This is a genomic window from Corynebacterium silvaticum (assembly GCF_004382825.2).
GTDB lineage: Bacteria > Actinomycetota > Actinomycetes > Mycobacteriales > Mycobacteriaceae > Corynebacterium > Corynebacterium silvaticum.
In genome coordinates this window covers 212,264-231,412 of the sequence record NZ_SDQO02000003.1, presented here as the reverse complement: position 1 = coordinate 231,412, position 19,149 = coordinate 212,264, and the positions used below count along the sequence as shown (strand labels likewise).

General features: G+C 49.8%; 13 protein-coding genes and 3 pseudogenes. 7 read left to right on the top strand and 9 right to left on the bottom strand.

Going from position 1 to position 19,149, the window contains the following annotated elements; all coding sequences use genetic code 11:
- Nucleotides 1-610 precede the first annotated feature (610 nt).
- Nucleotides 611-1,960 (top strand): sodium/glutamate symporter, encoded by a 1,350-nt coding sequence (locus ET810_RS09160; protein ID WP_087454625.1) that lies wholly within the window; start codon nt 611-613, stop codon nt 1,958-1,960.
- Nucleotides 1,961-2,181: 221 nt separating this feature from the next.
- Here the strand turns inward: ET810_RS09160 and ET810_RS09155 are convergent, their stop codons facing one another.
- From ET810_RS09155 to ET810_RS09140, 4 genes and pseudogenes are all read right to left on the bottom strand, one after another.
- Nucleotides 2,182-3,126, bottom strand: a complete 945-nt coding sequence (locus ET810_RS09155) for a hypothetical protein (RefSeq protein ID WP_087454624.1) — start codon at nt 3,124-3,126, stop codon at nt 2,182-2,184.
- A 536-nt stretch (nt 3,127-3,662) separates the two neighbouring features.
- The gene (locus tag ET810_RS09150) at nt 3,663-4,292 is read right to left on the bottom strand and encodes a hypothetical protein (protein WP_225870156.1); all 630 of its coding nucleotides are present in this window, start codon (nt 4,290-4,292) and stop codon (nt 3,663-3,665) included.
- 201 nt (nt 4,293-4,493) lie between these two features.
- A complete protein-coding gene (locus ET810_RS09145) occupies nt 4,494-6,080 on the bottom strand; it encodes a transporter (RefSeq protein ID WP_087454623.1) in 1,587 nt (528 codons plus the stop codon).
- A 5-nt stretch (nt 6,081-6,085) separates the two neighbouring features.
- Nucleotides 6,086-6,891, bottom strand: a pseudogene (locus tag ET810_RS09140) (ABC transporter ATP-binding protein).
- Between the two features lie 222 nt (nt 6,892-7,113).
- Between ET810_RS09140 and clpB the strand changes: the two are divergent.
- Nucleotides 7,114-9,663: an ATP-dependent chaperone ClpB gene (gene clpB / locus ET810_RS09135; RefSeq protein ID WP_134316212.1), complete on the top strand. Its 2,550-nt coding sequence runs from the start codon at nt 7,114-7,116 to the stop codon at nt 9,661-9,663.
- Here clpB and ET810_RS09130 read toward each other — a convergent pair.
- The 5 genes and pseudogenes from ET810_RS09130 to ET810_RS09110 form a co-directional block, all read right to left on the bottom strand.
- On the bottom strand, nt 9,660-10,283 hold the full coding sequence (locus ET810_RS09130; protein ID WP_134316211.1) for a response regulator transcription factor: 624 nt from the start codon (nt 10,281-10,283) through the stop codon (nt 9,660-9,662). The two genes, clpB and ET810_RS09130, sit on opposite strands and share 4 nt — an antisense overlap.
- Nucleotides 10,284-10,516: 233 nt before the next feature.
- Entirely contained in the window at nt 10,517-11,365 is an 849-nt protein-coding gene (locus tag ET810_RS09125; protein WP_166741045.1) for a sensor histidine kinase, read from the bottom strand.
- Between the two features lie 332 nt (nt 11,366-11,697).
- Nucleotides 11,698-12,336, bottom strand: coding sequence for an ABC transporter permease (locus ET810_RS09120; RefSeq protein WP_225870155.1), 639 nt, complete (start codon nt 12,334-12,336; stop codon nt 11,698-11,700).
- Nucleotides 12,337-12,369: 33 nt separating this feature from the next.
- Complete coding sequence (locus tag ET810_RS09115; RefSeq protein ID WP_134316210.1) at nt 12,370-13,290, bottom strand: ABC transporter ATP-binding protein; 921 nt, start codon at nt 13,288-13,290, stop codon at nt 12,370-12,372.
- Between the two features lie 98 nt (nt 13,291-13,388).
- Nucleotides 13,389-14,255, bottom strand: a pseudogene (locus tag ET810_RS09110) (class C sortase).
- Nucleotides 14,256-15,148: 893 nt separating this feature from the next.
- Here ET810_RS09110 and ET810_RS09105 point away from each other — a divergent pair.
- The 5 genes and pseudogenes from ET810_RS09105 (at nt 15,149) to ET810_RS09090 (ending at nt 19,108) form a co-directional block, all read left to right on the top strand.
- A complete protein-coding gene (locus ET810_RS09105; RefSeq protein WP_225870154.1) occupies nt 15,149-16,270 on the top strand; it encodes a SpaH/EbpB family LPXTG-anchored major pilin in 1,122 nt (373 codons plus the stop codon).
- Nucleotides 16,271-16,405: 135 nt separating this feature from the next.
- On the top strand, nt 16,406-16,717 hold the full coding sequence (locus ET810_RS12795; protein ID WP_225870153.1) for an LPXTG cell wall anchor domain-containing protein: 312 nt from the start codon (nt 16,406-16,408) through the stop codon (nt 16,715-16,717).
- A gap of 196 nt (nt 16,718-16,913) precedes the next feature.
- Nucleotides 16,914-17,812: pseudogene (locus ET810_RS09100) on the top strand (class C sortase).
- Nucleotides 17,813-17,984: 172 nt separating this feature from the next.
- Entirely contained in the window at nt 17,985-18,608 is a 624-nt protein-coding gene (locus tag ET810_RS09095) for a hypothetical protein (protein WP_087454617.1), read from the top strand.
- A gap of 65 nt (nt 18,609-18,673) precedes the next feature.
- Entirely contained in the window at nt 18,674-19,108 is a 435-nt protein-coding gene (locus ET810_RS09090) for a hypothetical protein (protein ID WP_134316209.1), read from the top strand.
- Nucleotides 19,109-19,149: the final 41 nt, after the last annotated feature.

Sequence of the window (19,149 nt, the reverse complement as noted above, 5' to 3'; positions counted from 1 at the left end):
AAACTTTTTTGTGACTTGTTTCCTAGTTGAACGTCGAACGCTGGGGAGGGAAGAATGCTGGCGAGCTGTTATTTTGGGCAACTTTTGCAGTGGTGATGTTGGGTAGTTGTGGACCTGTCCGTGCTTGGCGGAGATTGGGCCGATGTTGTGTTATATGTGGGATTTTCGGGCCACGTGGGTTGAAGGAGGGGGCACCCTATCGCCGGGAGCAACCTGGATATTTCTTAGAGTTTTCACGGCATGGGATATGGGGAAATATGCCTTGTATGCATGGTTTTAGGCTCGGATAGGGGAGAATTATGGAGCCCTTCCGTGATGTGAGAGCCCGGCGATGTGAAAGAAAACATAGTGTTCAAGGCCACGTTTTCTTTCTTGTGACCCTTCTTACTAGAGTTTGGAAAGTAAAATCATCGCCACACCCTTTGCATGAAGCATGGTTGAGTAGCGGTCTCATGGTTAATCCTGCCAAGTTTGTAGGTCCCGTGTGCCCTCTGTTGGATCTTTGTGCTAAGGGAATGGAGAACTCAATACGTAACTTCTATGACCTGCGCCGAAGAGAGGCTCCCTCTAAAAGCCTGCATCACAAGCGGAAAGACAGAAAAGGACAACCATGGACTACACGCCATATAGCTTGCTTACAGACGTCGGGTTTATCTCGATCTTGATGATCGTTGGCACGTTTATGCGAAGGCATTTTGCATGGTTCCGTCACCTTCTCATCCCGGCCCCTATCACCGCTGGTCTGCTTGGCTTGCTTCTTGGCCCTGAGGTTCTAGGCATACTGAAGTTTTCGGATCGCTTGGGCGATTACTCCACTCTGCTGATCGCTATCGTCTTCGCCGCGATGCCGTATTCCATGACCTTTGACGCGCGCGATGCCTCGAAAGCCCGCAACATGTGGTCGTACTCCACCGGCATGTTCCTGGGCCAGTGGGGTCTGTTCATTCTTCTTGGCCTGTTTGTATTCAAGCCATTCTTTGGCACTGAAGACTGGTTTGGCATGATGCTTCCGGTCGGCTTTGTCGGCGGCTTTGGCACCGCGGCTGCAGTGGGCGGCTCTCTGGACAGCATCGGCGCGGAGGCTGCGTCGTCGTTAGGCTTCACCTCCGCAACGGTGGGCACCCTTGCTGCGATCATCGGCGGAATCATCTTTGCCAACTGGGGCATCCGTACTGGTCGCACCAACACACTGCCTAAAGAACTGCCGTGGGAATTGCGCAGTGGTCACATTGAGGACGTGGAAAAGCAGCCTTCCATCGGACGCGCGACAACCAACCCTTCCTCTATCGAGCCACTGACCCTGCACATCGGCTTTATCTCTGTGACGGTGCTCTTTGCTTACCTTGCGCAGCAGGGCGTTAAGAGCTTCTTCCCTAATATCTCCATCCCGCTGTTCGCATTGTCCTTTGTTGCCGGTATCTGTGGCGTGGTCTTCCTCAAGGTCATTCGTCGTCCGCGTTACCTGGATCAGCAGACGGTCAAGACGGTCTCGGGCGGTGCGACTGACTTCCTGATCGCCTTTGGTATCGCATCCATCGTGCCGTCGGCAGTGGCAAGCTACCTTGTGCCGCTCATCATTCTCTTTATCGCTGGCATTGTTTACTGCGTTTTCTTCTTCTTTGTTATGTCCCCGGTCTTCTTCGGCGAGTCTTGGCTTGAGCGCGGCGTGTTCAGCTGGGGTTGGGCAACCGCTGCTGTGGCTACCGGCATCGCGCTGCTCAAGATCGTCGATCCTGACCTGAAATCGGGAACACTCAATGAATACGGTGTGGCTTATGTGGGATTTGCGCCGTTTGAGATCGGCATGACCATCCTCGCGCCGATTGCGATCCTCTCCGGGTTCGCGTTTGGCCTGGGCGGATTTGCGCTGGTGCTCGCCGTGGCGATCCTGGCTATCCCGGTCTTTTCCGGCTGGCTGCCCAAGCGCACCGAGGAACCTAACCCCGCGCCTGTGAGCTAGGATTCCTAGCTTCTCGACGCCCACCCTTTGGCGTAATACGTAAAGGGTAAGGGAAAGCCCGGTCAGTGGATGTGACCGGGCTTTCCGTGTTTGGGAGGGACTAGTTAGTTGCTTTATATGGCTTGATTCTTTGGTGCCTGTTGCTGAAGAAAACTCAAAGGGTGGTCTTCACGCTCATGAACGTGAAGACCACCCTTTACGTGTGCGAATCTTTGAAAGATTTAGCGACGGTGGAAGAACTTCTCAAAGACTGGCTTGAGGAAGCTGCCGATACCGATAATCGCAGCGATAGCAGAGAGAACTCCAAAGAAGATGTTCAGACCGAGAGAGGTGCTGAGATCATTGTTCAGGGAATCATTCTCATCGTTGAGGGAATCGATTTTAGAAGTAAGATCGTCGTTCTTCTGCTGAAGCTCGGCGTTGCGGGCCTTGAGGTTTTTGACCTCTTCTTCGAGCTGGTTTACTCGATCGGAGAGGGCCTTTGCCTTAGCTTCTGTCTCAGCTAGTTTAGTTTTTGCCTGCTCAAACTCGGCTTTGACCTTCTTTAGGTTGGCTTCGGTGAGTACGTTCTTTGCTTCGAGTTCTTCAATAGCTTCTTCGGCTTTTTTCACTTCGGCAGTAAGCTCGCGATTCTTCTGCTTTGTGGCATTAAGATCATCACGAGAAATCTTTAGGTTCTTGTGGAGATGCTCAACCTCTTGTTCGCTGCCCTCAAGTGCGTTTAATAGCTTGCGGTTTTCCCATTTTGTGGCGTCCAGCTCGTTGCGGGAGTTTGTCAGGTTTTTGTGGAGGTGATCTACTTCCTGCTCACTGCCCTGTAACTTCTTTTCCAAATTGTTAATTTGCTGGGCAAAATCGCCGATCTGATCGATTGTTTCCTGTAGGTGATCGAGGGCTGTATCAAGTAAGGTCTCGTACTCCTCGCGGGTGCACGGACCTGATCCGGTAAGAGTTACCCGAGAGTTTGGTTCGGTGAGGGGAATATATTCCCCTTCGCTTACACAGCTCCATTTATTTGTCTCGGGATTGAAACTGCCTTTGGTGGATTCGGCGATGCGAAGTAGCACCTGGGTACTATCTTTTTGGTCATCTGCATGCGCAGCAGGTGCAACCAGGAGGGAACCCGCGATAGCGCAGGTGAGGGCAGAAGACAGCAGCTTCTTCATGATGAGGGTATAGCCTTTCGGTGGGGATTTCCGCCGTGACCTTACGTAAATATGTGAAAATGCTGTGTTTCGACGGCGACTTTGTAGAGATTAAATTAGCATTTCTAATATATCAAAAGTGCTGCACAGTATATTTATATTCAAAATATGAAAAACTTTGTTAAGTTTTAGCTGTGATAATTGAAAATATATCTCTTAGCTAGGGGAGATAGGTATTAGGTATTTCTTTGATATGTCCCGTCCAGAGGGATTTTTCTTATAAAAAGCAATGAAGCCCGCTAGCTGTGAGGGTGTGCCTCTTAGCTAGCGGGCTTGTGTGAAGTGCTCTATCGAACGAAACGATCGATGAATGGTTTGAGGAATGCTCCTAGTCCAACGGTTGCTGCGATTGCGGAAAGTGCTCCGAAGAGTCCTGTGAGTGCCTTGAAAATCCCCAAATTGGTGCGGAGGGAATTATTCTCGGTGGTGAGGGTTTCGGTGCGGCCCTGAAGTCGCTTAGCTTCTTTGGCTAGTTGATCTTTCTCTCCTGTGAGCTTTTACAGTTTGTTGGCAAAGCCTTCCTGGAGATAGTTGGTCTCCTGGAACTTGGCCTTGATTTCCTTTAGCGCCTCATCTGGGGTGGTTCCTAAGCTTTGAACCTTGTCGATGAGGTCAGAAATCTCTTGGCGTTGAGTTTGGAGGGCTTGGTTTTTGGTTTCTGCTGCCTCTAGCTTTTCCTCGGCCTCTAGTAGTGCGACCTCAAGTTCATTAGCGGGCTTTTGTGCCAGATCGCGCTCGTCGGCGACCTCCTTGTAATCAGCTTCAAAGCTAGGAATTACCCGGTGATACCCGTCGAGTCGGCTTTGCTGGGCCTCTACCTCGGTGCGGTAGTCTTCGATGTCTTTTGAAAGTGTTTCGGTGTACGCCTCGTAGGTGCTTCCAAATTTCTGGTACCTGTCAACGAGTTTTGAAAGTTTGGAAAGGAGCTCATTAGATTCGCTCTTATCTGTGGATTCTTTCTTAAGTAGCTCTTCGATCTTTTCCTGCAGCTCTTTGCGTTCGGTGTCCAGCTCTTCCCCGGAGAGTAGAATGTCTTCCAGATGTTCCTCCTGTGCTTGAGCGACAGGAGGAACAAAGACGGAGCTGATGATTGCACAGGTCAGCATGGGGGCGATGAGTTTTTTCACGAGGGCCTTCCGAGAAATTATGGGGATGTGAATAAAAAACACGCGAGCGCTATACAGTGCCACAGGGAATGGTTAACTTAGCGTTCGCTGTGAACGGAGTAAATATATAGCTTTGTGGGACAAAGGACAATTTCATGTTTGTGCGAGCATGAAGAAAGGCTGCTACTCGCAATGAGCAACAGCCTTGGGGGGATTGGGTGTTTAGCTCACCCAGTGTACGACTTTGTTAAATAGCTCTGGAATGTTCTTCTCTACGCGTCTAATGCACAGCACCTGCACTGCATAGTAGACGGCTGCCGGGACGGCAATGACGAGAATCGCCCCGATAATCATGAGTGTCTGGGAGGAGTTGAGGTATCCGATGAACAGCGGAATCGCGCCAGGTGCTAGCGGGAACCACACGCCTATCAGGGAGCCGAAGCTGCTGAGCATGGCGGCACCTGAGTAGCCGGATTTATCGGTCCATGGGTTGGTGCCGGGAGGGGCTGTGGGGAATGCGTTGAAAGAGGTGAAAAGCAGTCCGATCGCTGCCGAGCTAAGGAATGCGCCCAGGCTGGCAATGAAAGCAAGTAATGCGAGTGGTGTATCCGGGGCGAGGATAAGGCTCAAAACCGCAGTAAAGATGTAGAAAATCATTGGTGGGGTAATGGCTGCGAGGTGGCGTGCGCGTATCCATGTTTTGACGGGTGTTCCGGAGACAATAATCGACCAAATGCCGGAGCCGTCGTAACCAAAATCATTGGCTGCGGACATGCCGCACAGTAAAGCGAGGATAAAAATGGATATGTAGAGCAACTCAGGCTGGCCGGTCAGGGCCTTGAAGAGGAAGAAAGCGATCATGACCGGAAGTATGATGAGCGTCCCGAGGAGTCGGCTGTCGCGTCGGTAGTACCGAATTGCGCGGGAGTAGATGTATCCGCCGGCGGTGTGGGGCGCGCCGGGCACAAGCAGGGTCTGCTGCCCCTTATCCTTTTTGGCCTTGGCGGGTTTTGCTGAGGCCTGTGAGGTGCCGTTGGGGTTCTTGAGATGTCCGGAAACCAGTGCCTTCCAACTCAGTATTCCTACCGCAAATGTTGCCACGGTGATCAGAATTTTTGCTGCGACGATCCACCACGCAGATCCAGCAAGCAGTGAGGCAACAGCGCCTCCGGCGGATGCGATGGGAAGCCAGCCGAGAACTTCTCCGGCAGGGGATAGAGTCTCCGGGGAGACATTGTCCCAGCGTATTTGGTTGAACCCCAGGATAATGAGCAATACCACAACCACGCCTATCATGTTTTTCTTATCGTTATTGGCGCGACTGGCTCCGCTGATTGCCGCCTTGAGTAGTTCGGCTAGGAGGAGGATGGCTGCGGCGGTATTGATGAGCGTCGCGACGCTCCATAGCAGTCCCCATGCTCCCGGAAGCATAAGCGTGCCGACGACCGCCGTCACCACAGCGCAGATTAATGCGAGGACACCTCGGGAGGTGAGCAAGGGGATAATGGCGAGCGCCGGCAGGATCTGCTTTGCCTCGAGGGGAGAGGCTAGCGTGCGCACGTCGATCTGGTTTTCGCCGCTCGGGATGGCCGATTCGATCACTAAATAGCCTAGGCATCCTATCCCGAGGATGAGCGGTAGGGCGCTCCAGCTTTGGGCTTCGATTGCTACGACTAGGAGGAGGGAGGTGCCTGCCAATCCGCCGAGAGCGTAGATGCTGACCAGGATGAGCATCATGATGGCCGTGGGATTTTTCTTAAAAAGGCGCGAGTGTAGTTTGCGGTGTAGCCGCACTAATGTCGATGTCATGGGGCTTACTCCCCACTCTTGAGCCAGTCGAGTGAGTCGGAAGATACAGCATCCCCACCCACGAAATCGATGAACGCGTCCACCAGGCTGGTTCCTTGCCGAACCTCGTCGACGCTGCCCATGGTGAGCACACGGCCGTGGTCAATAATTGCTAGGTGATCGCAGAGGCCTTCTACAAGCTCCATCACGTGTGAGGACAAGATGACGGTTCCGCCGTTGGCGGCAAAGTTTCGCAGGATTCGCTGGATTGTGCGTCCAGAAGCGGGGTCTACGGCTTCTAGTGGCTCGTCTAGGATGAGCAGCTTTGGCGCGTGGAGCAGCGCACCTGCCAGCAGGATTTTCTTGGTCATGCCGGCGGAGTAATCCGTGATTGGGGTATCGCCGGCGTCTTTAAGGCCTAGAGTCTGGAGCAATTCCGCAGATCGGGTTGCGATCACCTCGGGATCCATGTTACGCAGGCCGCCGAGGAATTCGAGATACTCCGGGCCGCTGAGGCGGTCGAAGACGGGGATGCCGTCGGCAAGCAGCCCCATTTTTGCTTAGCCGCGATGTCATTGGCCCACATATCGCTGCCGGCTATCCATGCTTGGCCGGCGTCGGGGCGTAGGAGGCCTGTGGCGAGGCTAATCAACGTTGTCTTGCCGGCACCATTGGGGCCAACCAGGCCGAAGATGCTGCCGTAAGGAACGTCCAGGCTGAGATTATCCACTGCAACTTTTGGGCCGAATTGCTTAAACATTCCACGAACAGCAAAGGCTTGGCTCGTGGGGTCGGCGTTGAGTGGCGGGAGATGAGGCGTGTGAGAGGTCATGAATACAAAGATAGTTGAGGTTTTATGGGAAGAGGCGTGGGTGGGGGATATCCATCCATGGAAAGTTGAGTCGCCCCGGCTCAAAAAATTTTGACTTGAGTGGAACAAACTCAACTTTGTGTACGTTGGAGTAAATGACTAGAGATTCACAACGCACCGACAAAGCTCCGATGTGGGCGATAGGCGGTGGTTACAGAACATAAGGTCCATGAAAGGAAAAATATGAGTTCATTCAATCCAACAACTAAAACGCAGGAGGCCTTGCAGGTCGCGCTGCAGCAGGCCTCGTCCCTGGGCAACCCGGATATTCGCCCAGCGCATTTACTCGCGGCGATCTTAGGCCAGGAGGACGGCATTGCAGTGCCGGTCCTGCGCGCTACAGGCGTGGATCCGCAGGTGGCGGCTCAGGAGGCCAATGCGCTTGTGGCAGGGTATCCCAAGGCTGAGGGCTCCGGGATGGCAAATCCCAACTTTAACCGCGAGGCTTTGAACGCGCTGACCGCTGCGCAGGAGCTGGCTGGCGAATTAGGCGATGAGTATGTGTCCACTGAGGTGCTGCTCGCTGCGATTGCTCGGGGTAAGTCCGACGCTGCGGAACTGCTGACTAAGCGAGGCGCTACCTATGACGTTATTAAAGGTGTGTTTCCATCTGTGAGAGGAAGCAAGAAGGTGACTAGCCAAGACCCTGAGGGGCAGTTCCAGGCTTTGGAGAAGTATTCCACTGACCTTACGGCTCGCGCTCGTGAGGGGAAGATCGACCCTGTTATTGGGCGTGACTCGGAGATTCGTCGTGTGGTCCAGGTGCTGAGCCGCCGCACCAAGAATAATCCGGTTCTTATTGGTGAGCCGGGCGTGGGTAAGACCGCGATTGTAGAAGGCTTGGCTCGCCGTATCGTCGCCGGCGATGTGCCAGAATCTTTGAAGGGGAAGACCCTAATTAGCCTTGACCTTGGTTCGATGGTCGCTGGTGCTAAGTACCGTGGCGAGTTTGAGGAGCGCCTCAAGGCTGTGCTTGATGAGATCAAGGCAGCAGAGGGCGAAGTCATTACCTTTATTGATGAGCTTCACACCATTGTTGGCGCGGGCGCTACCGGCGACTCCGCTATGGATGCCGGCAATATGATCAAGCCGCTGTTGGCTCGTGGCGAGCTGCGCTTGGTGGGTGCCACGACCCTCGATGAGTATCGCAAGTACATCGAGAAGGATGCCGCTTTGGAGCGTCGTTTCCAGCAGGTCTTTGTCGGTGAGCCGTCCGTGGAGGACGCTATCGGTATCTTGCGCGGACTCAAAGAGCGCTATGAGGTGCATCATGGCGTGCGCATTCAGGATTCTGCATTGGTTGCTGCGGCTACCCTCTCGGATCGCTATATCACGTCGCGTTTCTTGCCGGATAAGGCGATCGACCTGGTCGATGAGGCCGCTAGCCGGCTGCGCATGGAGATCGATTCTTCCCCGCAGGAGATCGACGAGCTAGAGCGTATCGTGCGGCGTTTGGAGATTGAAGAGGTCGCGCTGGGCAAGGAGACGGACGCAGCTTCGCAGCAGCGCTTGGAGAAGTTGCGCCAGGAGCTTGCCGACGAGCGCGAGAAGCTCGGTGAACTCAAAGCCCGCTGGAATAATGAGAAGTCTGCAATAGATAAGGTGCGCGAGGCCAAGGAGGAATTGGAACACCTGCGTTCTGAGTCCGAGATCGCCGAGCGCGAGGGCGACTATGGCAAGGTAGCTGAGCTGCGCTATGGCCGAATCCCGGAGCTGGAAAAGCAGGTGGCTGAGGCTGAGTCTCATACCACTGACACCACTATGCTCTCGGAGGAAGTCACCCCGGACACCATTGCGGACGTCGTGTCTGCCTGGACTGGTATCCCCGCGGGCAAGATGCTCCAAGGCGAGACTGAGAAGCTTTTGCGCATGGAATCCGAGCTGGGCAGCCGAGTGGTGGGTCAGCTGGAGGCCGTGGAGGCGGTATCTGACGCGGTGCGTCGTGCGCGCACTGGTGTGGCTGATCCGAATCGTCCGACTGGTTCGTTCCTCTTCCTCGGCCCTACAGGTGTGGGTAAGACGGAGCTGGCCAAGGCTTTGGCTGAGTTCATGTTTGATGATGAACGTGCGATGGTGCGCATCGATATGTCTGAGTACGGGGAGAAGCACTCCGTGGCTCGGCTGGTTGGTGCCCCTCCCGGATATGTTGGTTACGATCAGGGCGGCCAGCTCACCGAGGCCGTGCGCCGGCGTCCCTACACGGTAGTGCTTTTCGACGAGGTGGAGAAGGCTCATCCCGACGTCTTTGACATCCTGCTGCAGGTACTCGACGAGGGCAGGCTTACCGACGGCCAAGGTCGCACCGTCGATTTCCGAAACACCGTCCTCATCCTCACCTCTAACCTGGGCGCCGGTGGCACCCGCGAGCAGATGATGGATGCGGTGAAGCGGGCCTTTAAACCAGAATTTGTTAACCGCTTGGACGACGTGGTGATTTTTGATCCACTCTCAGAAGAGCAGCTGACCCACATCGTGTACATCCAGATCGCTCAGCTGGCACACCGCCTTTCTGCGCGTCGCCTCACTCTGGACGTCTCGGATGCTGCCAAACTGTGGCTGGCTGAACGCGGTTACGAGCCGGCCTATGGCGCGCGGCCACTACGCCGCCTGATCCAACAGGCGATTGGCGACCAGCTGGCCAAGAAGCTGCTGGCAGGTGAGATCCGCGACGGCGACACCGTGCACGTGGATGTGGCCGATGGCGGCGGGGCTTTGGAGCTGGCGAAGGGCTAAATCCAACCGGCTTCGCGAGCCCTAAGGTGTGCCTCAAATCTATTGTGGGCACCCAGTTTAGACATCGCCGAGGATAAGTAATTTCTTGTTGTTCCAGGGGCAAGGAAGACTTCCTCGGCGATGCTTTCTATAGATCCGCCTTTTCCTGCGGCTTCGATAACTTCGGTTTCACGTTCTGTTAGCGGACTATCTGCTGCGGTAATAGTCATTGCAGCTAATTCAGGGTTGATATACCGTTTTCCTGAGTAGACGGAGCGAACCGTATCAGCAAATTCTTTTGCGGTCGCAGTCTTAGGTAAAAACCCTTGCACTCCAGAAGCGAGGGCTCTTTTAAGTTGGTAAGGGCGTGAGTGGCTTGTCACGATGACTAGAGCCGTTTGGGGTGAAAGCTTATTGATGTTTTTGGCGAGTTCCACGCCATCGATGCCTCCGAGCTGTAAATCAGTGACTAATACATCTGGAAGTGGCGCATGCATCGCTTGAGTTTTCTTCCACCAACTGAGTACGTCTTCTGCAGAAGAAAAAGTATGGATGACATCAAGGTCTTCTTCGAGGCTGAGAAGCGTTGCTAATGATGAAGCAATAAGTTGTTCATCATCCACAATGACCAGTGTGATCATGCTTTTGTATCCTTCCAAAAGAGGGCTGCAGTGAAAACGGAACCTTGGTGGCTGAGACGAATCTGACCGTGGATTTTGCTTGCGCGTTCTTGCAACGACTCTATGCCGCCAAATGCACCCATGTGTTTTGAGACTCCATTGTTAGTTATGGTGATCGACATCGGTGAGATTTCAAATTGAATCTTCGTAGCAACAGAGTGCTTCATGATATTGGTAGTGGATTCCTTGATAAATCATGCAGCTATTTGCCTGCAGTGCGGGGGAATGAGACTGCATTTTCCTCTAACATGAACGAGAGCTTTTGTGGATTTAAACAAAGAGAGTGCTGAATTTAGTTCCTCCTCAGGGCATAAGGTTCGGTACCCAGTAACTACCTGATGTAAATCTTCCCGCATTAACTGAATCAATTTTTCTAATTCGTGTAGTTCAGCGGATACTTTATGCTCATCTTTCTTATACAAAGCTAGAGCAATTTGAGTTTTAAGAGACAACGCAGCAATGCGCTGCCCTAAACTATCGTGAAGCTCCTGTGCAAAGCGTAGGCGCTCTTCATGGACTCGGAGTTGCGACTCAAGCTCACGTGTCCGATTGAGCTGCTTCACGATTTGAGTAGACCATGCTGTGGCTTTGCTCCCAGCAACAAGCACCAGAGCAAAAACAACAATATAGCTCTGATGCTCAAAAGTGGGGTGTTTGATGTACACTGCCGTGAGCACCCCAAACACTAGCGTGTACCGCATTGGTTGAGCTAAATTAATGGCAATAGCGAATGAGAAACACGATAAAGCGACTAATGAAACTCCTGCGTATGTGCGTAAAGAATCATCAGACAGCGATTGTGATATTGCGGTAATTCTTATTGCAGCAGTGCTGATACATAACGTGATTATGTTTATTGCTAGAGAAAGTGGAAGCACTTGCGAAAGTGGCCGAGCAACACTGGTACGAAGCGCAGGGGTCCGTTCGATTACGACTGCAGCGCAAGACACGTTTGCGATAAAGAAGAGTGCGGGTGGTAGTGAACCTAAATCAAAGGAGCTTAAATATTGGTTGAGCGAGTTCCACCAAATTGCAGTTTTCATACAGAACACTGCAAGGATAACGAGACATATGTGCATAGAGCCCCGCACATAAATTGAAAACTTATCGCTTTCACTCATTTTGAATAACCTACACATATTTTCAAACTGGCCGCGCGTTATTTAGCGGTTCGTTTCCCAGCTCATATACCGGAATGCAGCCCACGTAAGGAACAACGCCCATATCAGGAGTGCGCCGATTGAGGATAGAGACGTATTGAATGCGTCGAGTAAAGAAAGACTTTCTTTGCCCGAGAGCTCGGATATGGTTTTGAAAGGGGTGCCAGTCCACTCTGTAAAAGCTATATCACTAATCAATGCGAAGGGGGTTTGTCCTAGAACATCTTGAACTCGTTGGGCATAGCTGCACGAAGTGACGATTGCGATAACATCGCGAGGACCATGACAGGTAGTGACGTCAGCTGAGCTGCTTCTGCGGTAGATGTGATCGCGCTGGTTAATAGCGCAAAAGCTGTGGAAATGACGATGCCAAGATTTATAGCAATGAATAATATAAATACTGTGTAGGGAACGGCATTGGTATACCAAATCAACATTATTAGCATTAGTCCCGTAAGCGATAGAGATATAATCGCGCCGGGAGTAGCTAGCGCGGCTAAAATTTCAGGAGTTTGTGTCTCGCCTGTACGTAATCGCTTGAGAACACGTTCGTCTCTGCGGGTGGTAGTCATTGATAGAACTGCGTAAAATTGCACGAACATTAGAGTGATGAGAAAGAAAACTTCCATAGAAATTGCTGTTTTAATGCGCGTTGGGGTATCACCACTCCCTAAAAACTGCATCAAAAATCCGACGCCTATAGGGAAGACCACTGCCATGAACAGCAGGGTTTTATTTCGTAAATACTGACGTATTTCTGCTTGTGCGAGGGCTTTGTATCGTCTCCATCTTGAGCTGCCACGTGGTGGAATAAGATGGGCAGGGTTCACTGATAAAGGTATGTTATTGCTCATTGTTTTCCTTTGTATGGAATGGGCTAGTTTTGACTAATCAGGGCTGCCAGTACCCGCAATGTTGAGGAATACCTTCTCTAAAGAGGCAGGATAAGCAGAAAAATCTTGTAACTCGATACGATTTTTACTAACCCATTGGAGAATCTTATGGGTATCCTTCTGAAGATAATTGGTGAAGATAGTGTGATGATTTAGCTTCGACAAAAGGGTGGTGTCTGGGATCTCGGGTGGTTGTTGCTGAGTCCTGAAAGAAATTTCTGCAGATACGGTGTTGGTGAGCTGCGGTAGTGTGCCTTCGCACGCTATTTTCCCAACATTCATGATCCCGATGCGGTCACATAATGTCTCAGCTTCTATTAGATAATGCGTAGTTAATATCATCGTTACGCCGCGCTCTTTCAGTTTGAGCAACAAATTCCACACATTATGGCGTGATTCTGGATCGAGGCACGAAGTCGGCTCATCTAGGAAGAGCAAAGATGGATTGCCTAATAAAGCACATGCTAGATCAAGCCTGCGCTGTTCACCTCCTGAGAGAACTCCAACTTTGATCTCTTTGCGGTGAGATAACTCCACATCGGATAAGACACTGTTGGGATCTTGAGGCTGAGAGCAAGTACCTGCCCACATTTTGATGGTTTCTCCAACTGTGAGCTGAGCGGGTAAGCCACCTGATTGGAGCATAATACCCATGTGCGGACACACTTCAGCTCGGTTTATGTAAGGATCTTTTCCAAACACGCGCACGGTCCCGGAAGTCGCTGGGGCCAATCCTTCGACGACTTCCAAAGTAGAGGTTTTTCCTGCGCCGTTAGTGCCGAGGAGCCCATAAACTTCACCACTATAAACGTGGAAGTCTACACCCCGTACGGCCTGGTACTTAGTGTTGTTTTTTCCATAACAGCGCGTAAGCTTCTCGACACTCACGACAGGTGTATTCTGCAGTTCGCTCATGCAGTGAACATTGCCAAAGCTCTAAATTTCACACCATATGTTTTGTCATCGAACTTATTATTTGATGCATAAAAGAGCATGACAAATGTCATTTCTATCTACTTGCTAAAGTTTTTGCGCCACCAAACGATGAGCAAGAGAATGATGAGCACGGCAGCTGCAAGAATTGCCCACATCTACCACTGCATGTTCATTCCTGAACCGTCTTCAAAAACCTTTTCTTCCTGCGGATCCATGGGTACTTGATGCCCATGAACTAGAAGACGATGCGTGTTGATCCCGTACGGCGTACACGTGACCAAAGTGATGATGTCTTGTCCCTCAGCCCTTTGGAGCGCGTCTGTCTCCTCAGGCAGAACTACACTTATGCGGTCAACTTGATACTTAAGTTTGTGTCCAGCAACAGCGATATAAAAGGCGTCGCCCTCTTTGACCTTGTTGAGGTTGTCCCACAAAGTAGCGTTCTGCAGTCCGGTATGTGCAGAAAGCACAGAGTACCGATCAGCGCCTCCCACCGGTAAGTCGGTTCCGAACAGATGGCCAACGCCACGCTGCAACGACTCCTCAGAAGTTCCGTGGTAAATAGGTAAATCCGACTTAATGGAAGGGATAATGATGCGTCCCATGGCGTCGGTTTCATGGAGTTTATGAAGGTATTCCTGGTAGGGCTCGTTATCCTTTGCCCTACGCGAGGCCCACGCATCCAGGATTGGGCCTTGGGATCGCTCAGCGTTATAACGGTGGGCTTCTTCCCAAGCAGTATCAAGAACTTCTGCCGGAACACTCTTTTCTAACTTGGAATAAGCGTCTGCAGCTTGCTGCTGGATGATGTTATTCCATTGCGTCGCGATGACAGGATAAAGGAGCACTCCCAGTCCAACAAGAATGATAAGTACAGCTAGTGCTGCATTTCCTCTTTTTCGAGGTGGGGTGTTAGTGGAAGTTGTGTCCAGCTTTTGGTTCATGAAGTAGCTCTCTTGGGGCTGAAGCCAATTCGAAATAATCGTGGCAGCAATGTTTCTACTCAACTTAGGGCTAAACGATGAAATAAAGAAACCGGACAATATGGGGAAGGCGTGCTTGTGCAACAACGAACTAAACAAAACCCTCAATATATAGATTATCTATATGAAATGTATTTTAATGCTTAATTTAGGGGGTGGATAATATGAGTTGCTGGTGTGGTTGTTTCAGAAGTGTGGTTGCCATGCGGCTAAACATGTCGTATTGAAAAATAAACATTTTTAAAAACGGCACATTTAGTGAAATTTTTCGCATCTGATCTCGGAAAATGCGAAGCTTTAGGGTCTGGGCGGGAGGATATTGTTAGGAATTTTTTATACCTAGGGGGGTGGATTCCTTTTGGAAAACGCCCCCTTTACCAGTGTTTAAAGTCACTAAAATGTCAAAATTTTGCCAATTTGAGAAGTTTTACCCTAAAAAGCTTTGCTTTGGCGGGGGGGGGAGCATGCTTTTGCTGTATCCCAATTCGGAAAAAACCTAACCTTTCGGGTGTGGAACATTCTTTTGGACAGCTATCTTTCAGGGATTTTCTGACTCTCTCTAATTTTTTGCATATCTGCTTGGTGGTGCTCAAATCGGGAAAATTTTTCCGATTTGTTGCGATGTCACCTATCTGCGACTGTGGCACATGCGAATTGGGTAATGCGCTTCTTTTGTCTCTGGATGAGTGCTTAAGATGCCATTACGCGATTAGCAAATGTGCGTTTCTTGATGAAAAACGCTGTGAGCAGAACTTATCTATTAAAAAATAGAAAGGTATGGTCTCGACAATTTGCTCAAATTCGCAGTGTCTGCGAGCAAAAGTGTTCGCTCTCAATCTAAGGAAGACATCGTCTTGAATAAGTTCTCTCGTACCACGCGTACTGCGGCTGTTGCTGCGATTGCCGGCCTCTCACTTTCCCTCTCTATGCCGGCTGCTTTTGCGGAAGAGCCTGTGGCTGCTGCTGCCACAGCTTCGGATTCCCCTCTAGTGAACCCGAATTTAAAGGGTATGCTAACCATTCATAAGTATGCCGACCTGGAACGCCTTGGAACACCCACTGGAACCATCAAAGATGCGGAAAGTATTAGTGGAGAAAAGCTCGATGGCGTGGAGTTTACTATCTATAAAATAAAAGATATTGATTTGACAACAAATGGTGGAATTGCAGCGGCAGCTAAAAAGACAGCCGCTGATTATGTAACCGCAGGCGTTGTTGATTCTGGCAAAGTAACCCAGATCAAAAAAGAAACAACACGCGATGGAAAAATAGTTCTATCAGACCTTCCGCTGGGGGCTTACCTTGTAGTAGAGACAGGCCCACTGCAAGGATATACTCCTACTCCTGCGATTCCTTTTGTTGCGTATGTTCCAATGACTGAAGGAAATTCAGGAGACAATCAAGGCGTTAAGTGGAATTATGACGTACATGCTTTCCCTAAAAACTTCAAAGAAGAAAAGCCAAGTAAAGCAGTAGAAGATAAAGACCAAAACGCTGATGACACAGTAGTTTATACAGTTTCTGGAACCGTACGTCGGTTGGCAGAAGGCGAAAAGTTAACTCAATTTGAGATTGCTGACCAGGTTGATAAAAAGCTTCAAGTCACGGATGTAAAAGTTTTCTTGGGAGACGTTGAGCTTGACAAAGACAGCTATGAAAACCCAACTTTTACGGAGAATAATGTCCACGTTAAGTTGACTGCTAAGGGATTGTCTCAGCTTGTTACAGGTGCGAAGGTTTCTGTAACAATTACGACTAAAGTTCTAAGTTCTATCGAGGACTTGAAAGTAGAAAACTCAGCTACCGTATATCAGAATAAGCCAGGAGGCCAGCAGGATACGACAGGAACTCCAACGCCTACAGTTCGCACTTATTGGGGTGGCGTGCAGTTCAAGAAAGTGGATAAGGAACACGGGGGCTATCCGGAGCTGAGTTTAGGCTTATTCGTTCGGCTAGCGAAACTTGTGAAGATGTGAATGTAAAAGATACCAAGAGTATTGAAGCTTCCTCTGTGAAAGGACTTCAGAACGGAAAAGTTTCTCAATTTTTCACTTCTGGGGAAGACGGAAAAGTTCTGATCACTGGACTACATGTAAACGATTTTGCAGATAATGCTGTGGTCGATCCCGCCAAGCACTTACTGCATAGTAGAAACAAAAGCGCCCAAGGGGAAAGAGCTCCTGTCGAAAGCCATCCCATTCCAGCTTAAAGCGGAATCAGGTGCAACCCCCGAAAATCGTGAGTACAAGCTTGCTTCTGTCAAGGTTGGAGATGTTGATGGTGAAGTCGTAAACATCGATGACACCACTCCGCAGCTTCCTCTAACTGGTGGTGCTGGTGTTGGCATTTTGGCTGCAATAGGTGCAGCGATTGTCGCAGCTGGTGCATGGTTTGCACGCCGTAACTCCAGCCAAAATAACTAATTTTTGGTTGTGACGCCGACCTTAGGGAACTAAGGTCGGCTAGATTTTCGCTGGTCGCAGTGCTTGTTATGTCGATCAGTGGTTTCTAAAAGTATAAGTGTTGATTCCGTATTTTCCCAGATAGATATTCTGGGTTTCTACGGTAGTTTTCCTGCGCAGCCTTGAACATGAGTCTGCTAAACGATTGGGAACAAACGTGGTTAATGTAGACACGGTACCGTTAGGTTCAAAGCAACCCCGCATTCGAAAGAAAAATGTCTTCATACCTGTGGCATTGATGATCGTGGGGCTTATCGTCATGATATATCCAGTTGTTTCTACGCAAATGAACAACTGGGGACAACTTAAGGCTGCGCAGGAGTATTCCCAGCTTCAAAAATCGGTACCGCAAGAAATTAAAGACGAAGAGTGGGAGCGCGCTCATAAATATAATGAGGGGCGGACTACTGGTCCTATTTTCGACCCATGGATTGGCAGAATTACTGCCGACAATAAAGATTTTAATGCTTATCTAAAACAGATCAATTCGCAAGATGCTATGGGGCGTCTCGTCATTCCTAGCATGAAAGCGGACCTCCCGATTTACCATGGAACGTCTGACGAAACTCTACAAAAAGGGGTAGGTCATCTTTTTGGTTCGGATCTTCCTGTTGGAGGATCAGGAACGCATTCGGTGTTAACAGGGCATACAGGCCTTCCGAATGCGACTTTGTTTGACAATCTTAAAAACGTAAAGCAAGGGGATGCTTTCTTCATCCAAATCGCTGGTCACAAAATTAAATACATAGTTGATCAGATTGAAATTGTTTTACCGAATAAGACTGAGCATCTTGTCCCTGTTGCGGGAAAAGACTATGTCACATTGATTACTTGCACTCCCTATGGGATCAATACTCACCGTCTTCTTGTCCGAGGATATCAAGTACCCATTACGAATTCTGAGACTCTACAACTGGAAAAAGTCAAGGAATGATCTGGCAATGGTGGATGTATGTATTAATCGCCGCATTCATTATTTGTTCTATTGGTTTGGCTTGGTGGCTGTTGAAGCAGCGAAATCACGACGCTGAAGCGCTGGAAAATAAGAAAGACTAAATATTTTGAAATCGCATATCCTACGCAGTTCAGTTGTCTATGTTGCTGTTTCACTTATGTCACTGAGCACACTGGCTTTTCCCCAATTGCTTCAAGTTACGTTCCGAAAGCTGCTGCTGCCATTACTGGCTTTAATGATAGTCAGGATCCAACAACAATCGAGCTAGATAGATTGGTTAACCTGAAAATTAAGATCCCGCTAGTAGATAAATATGACACTGACTTACGGAGTCATAAACCTCACTGTTCAGTCTCCAACTATAAAATTGAGATCAGCTTATTAGATACTGATCCGATTAATACTATTGAGGGATATAAAAAAGCAGCAGAACTTTCTGTAAAAAATGCGAAAAAGTTAGCTGTTGTAGAAAAATATACTGCGACAACAGATAACGAAGGTATTGCTGCTTTTCCGGGACTCAAGCCTGGTGCATGTCTGGTGGTTGCGCAGCCTCCCACTGACTCTTCTTTTTACTATCCAAAGCCGCAAGAGATGGTAGTTGTTATCCCGACTTCAGGACAAAATGATAAGTGGAATTATGATGTTTTGCTTATAGCTAAGTTTGAGCCTCATATTCTCCCACCAGTTCCTAACATCCCAACGAATACACCACCATCGCCGCCTGCCCCTACCTTTTCGCCAAGTTCGCCTTCGCCTGCTCCAGGGAAGCTTGCAGAGCCTTTGGCTATGACTGGAGCCGCAGTTTTAGGACTGGTTATGGCTGCTTCAGTGCTGATTCTAGGTGGATTCACATTGTTGATCTTGGCGCGTCGTAAAAAGACGGAGGGGAAATAATGCATTGGATTGGGACCAACGGTCGTATGCCCTCATCACATAATAAAGCCTTAGGAGAAAAACTGGTGAGCAAGAATGCATTTTTGCGTTTACGTTTCATGGTGACTGTTTCTATAATGCTTGGTTTATTAGCAGGAATAACGGTAATTAACTTTGCACCATTGGCGCGAGCTCAAGAAAGTATCTCCACAGGTTCTGTATCGGTTTCTTCTGTGGATAATTTGAATTATTCAAGAAAGATACAGGTTCCCATACTGGAGGACGCAGTAATTGAATCGGTAACAGTCTCAGCAGCCGAGCAAGAAACAGCATTTAGTACGGATGCCACACAATTAGCTCTGTTTATAAATGGCGTAAAAGTACCTAACGTCGATTGGAGCGCTGGCGCAACTGCACCATATTCTCTTACTGCCACATTCGCAGAAATTTCTGTCTCCGCAGAAACCAGTGTTGAAGTTCAAGTAATCGGCTCTGTGAAAGATTCTGGTTGGAGTGCGTAAATACTAGGGACTGTCGGGGACGCGACGTCGACCCTCGTACC

Excerpts from the sequence above, each read along its gene's own strand:
- ET810_RS09160 (WP_087454625.1), top strand. The coding sequence starts at position 611 with ATGGACTACACGCCATATAGCTTGCTTACAGACGTCGGGTTTATCTCG.
- ET810_RS12795 (WP_225870153.1), top strand. The coding sequence starts at position 16,406 with ATGCTGTGGTCGATCCCGCCAAGCACTTACTGCATAGTAGAAACAAAA.
- ET810_RS09115 (WP_134316210.1), bottom strand. The coding sequence starts at position 13,290 with ATGAGCGAACTGCAGAATACACCTGTCGTGAGTGTCGAGAAGCTTACG.
- ET810_RS09130 (WP_134316211.1), bottom strand. The coding sequence starts at position 10,283 with ATGATCACACTGGTCATTGTGGATGATGAACAACTTATTGCTTCATCA.
- ET810_RS09155 (WP_087454624.1), bottom strand. The coding sequence starts at position 3,126 with ATGAAGAAGCTGCTGTCTTCTGCCCTCACCTGCGCTATCGCGGGTTCC.
- ET810_RS09145 (WP_087454623.1), bottom strand. The coding sequence starts at position 6,080 with ATGACATCGACATTAGTGCGGCTACACCGCAAACTACACTCGCGCCTT.
- clpB (WP_134316212.1), top strand. The coding sequence starts at position 7,114 with ATGAGTTCATTCAATCCAACAACTAAAACGCAGGAGGCCTTGCAGGTC.
- ET810_RS09120 (WP_225870155.1), bottom strand. The coding sequence starts at position 12,336 with ATGAGCAATAACATACCTTTATCAGTGAACCCTGCCCATCTTATTCCA.
- ET810_RS09125 (WP_166741045.1), bottom strand. The coding sequence starts at position 11,365 with ATGAAAACTGCAATTTGGTGGAACTCGCTCAACCAATATTTAAGCTCC.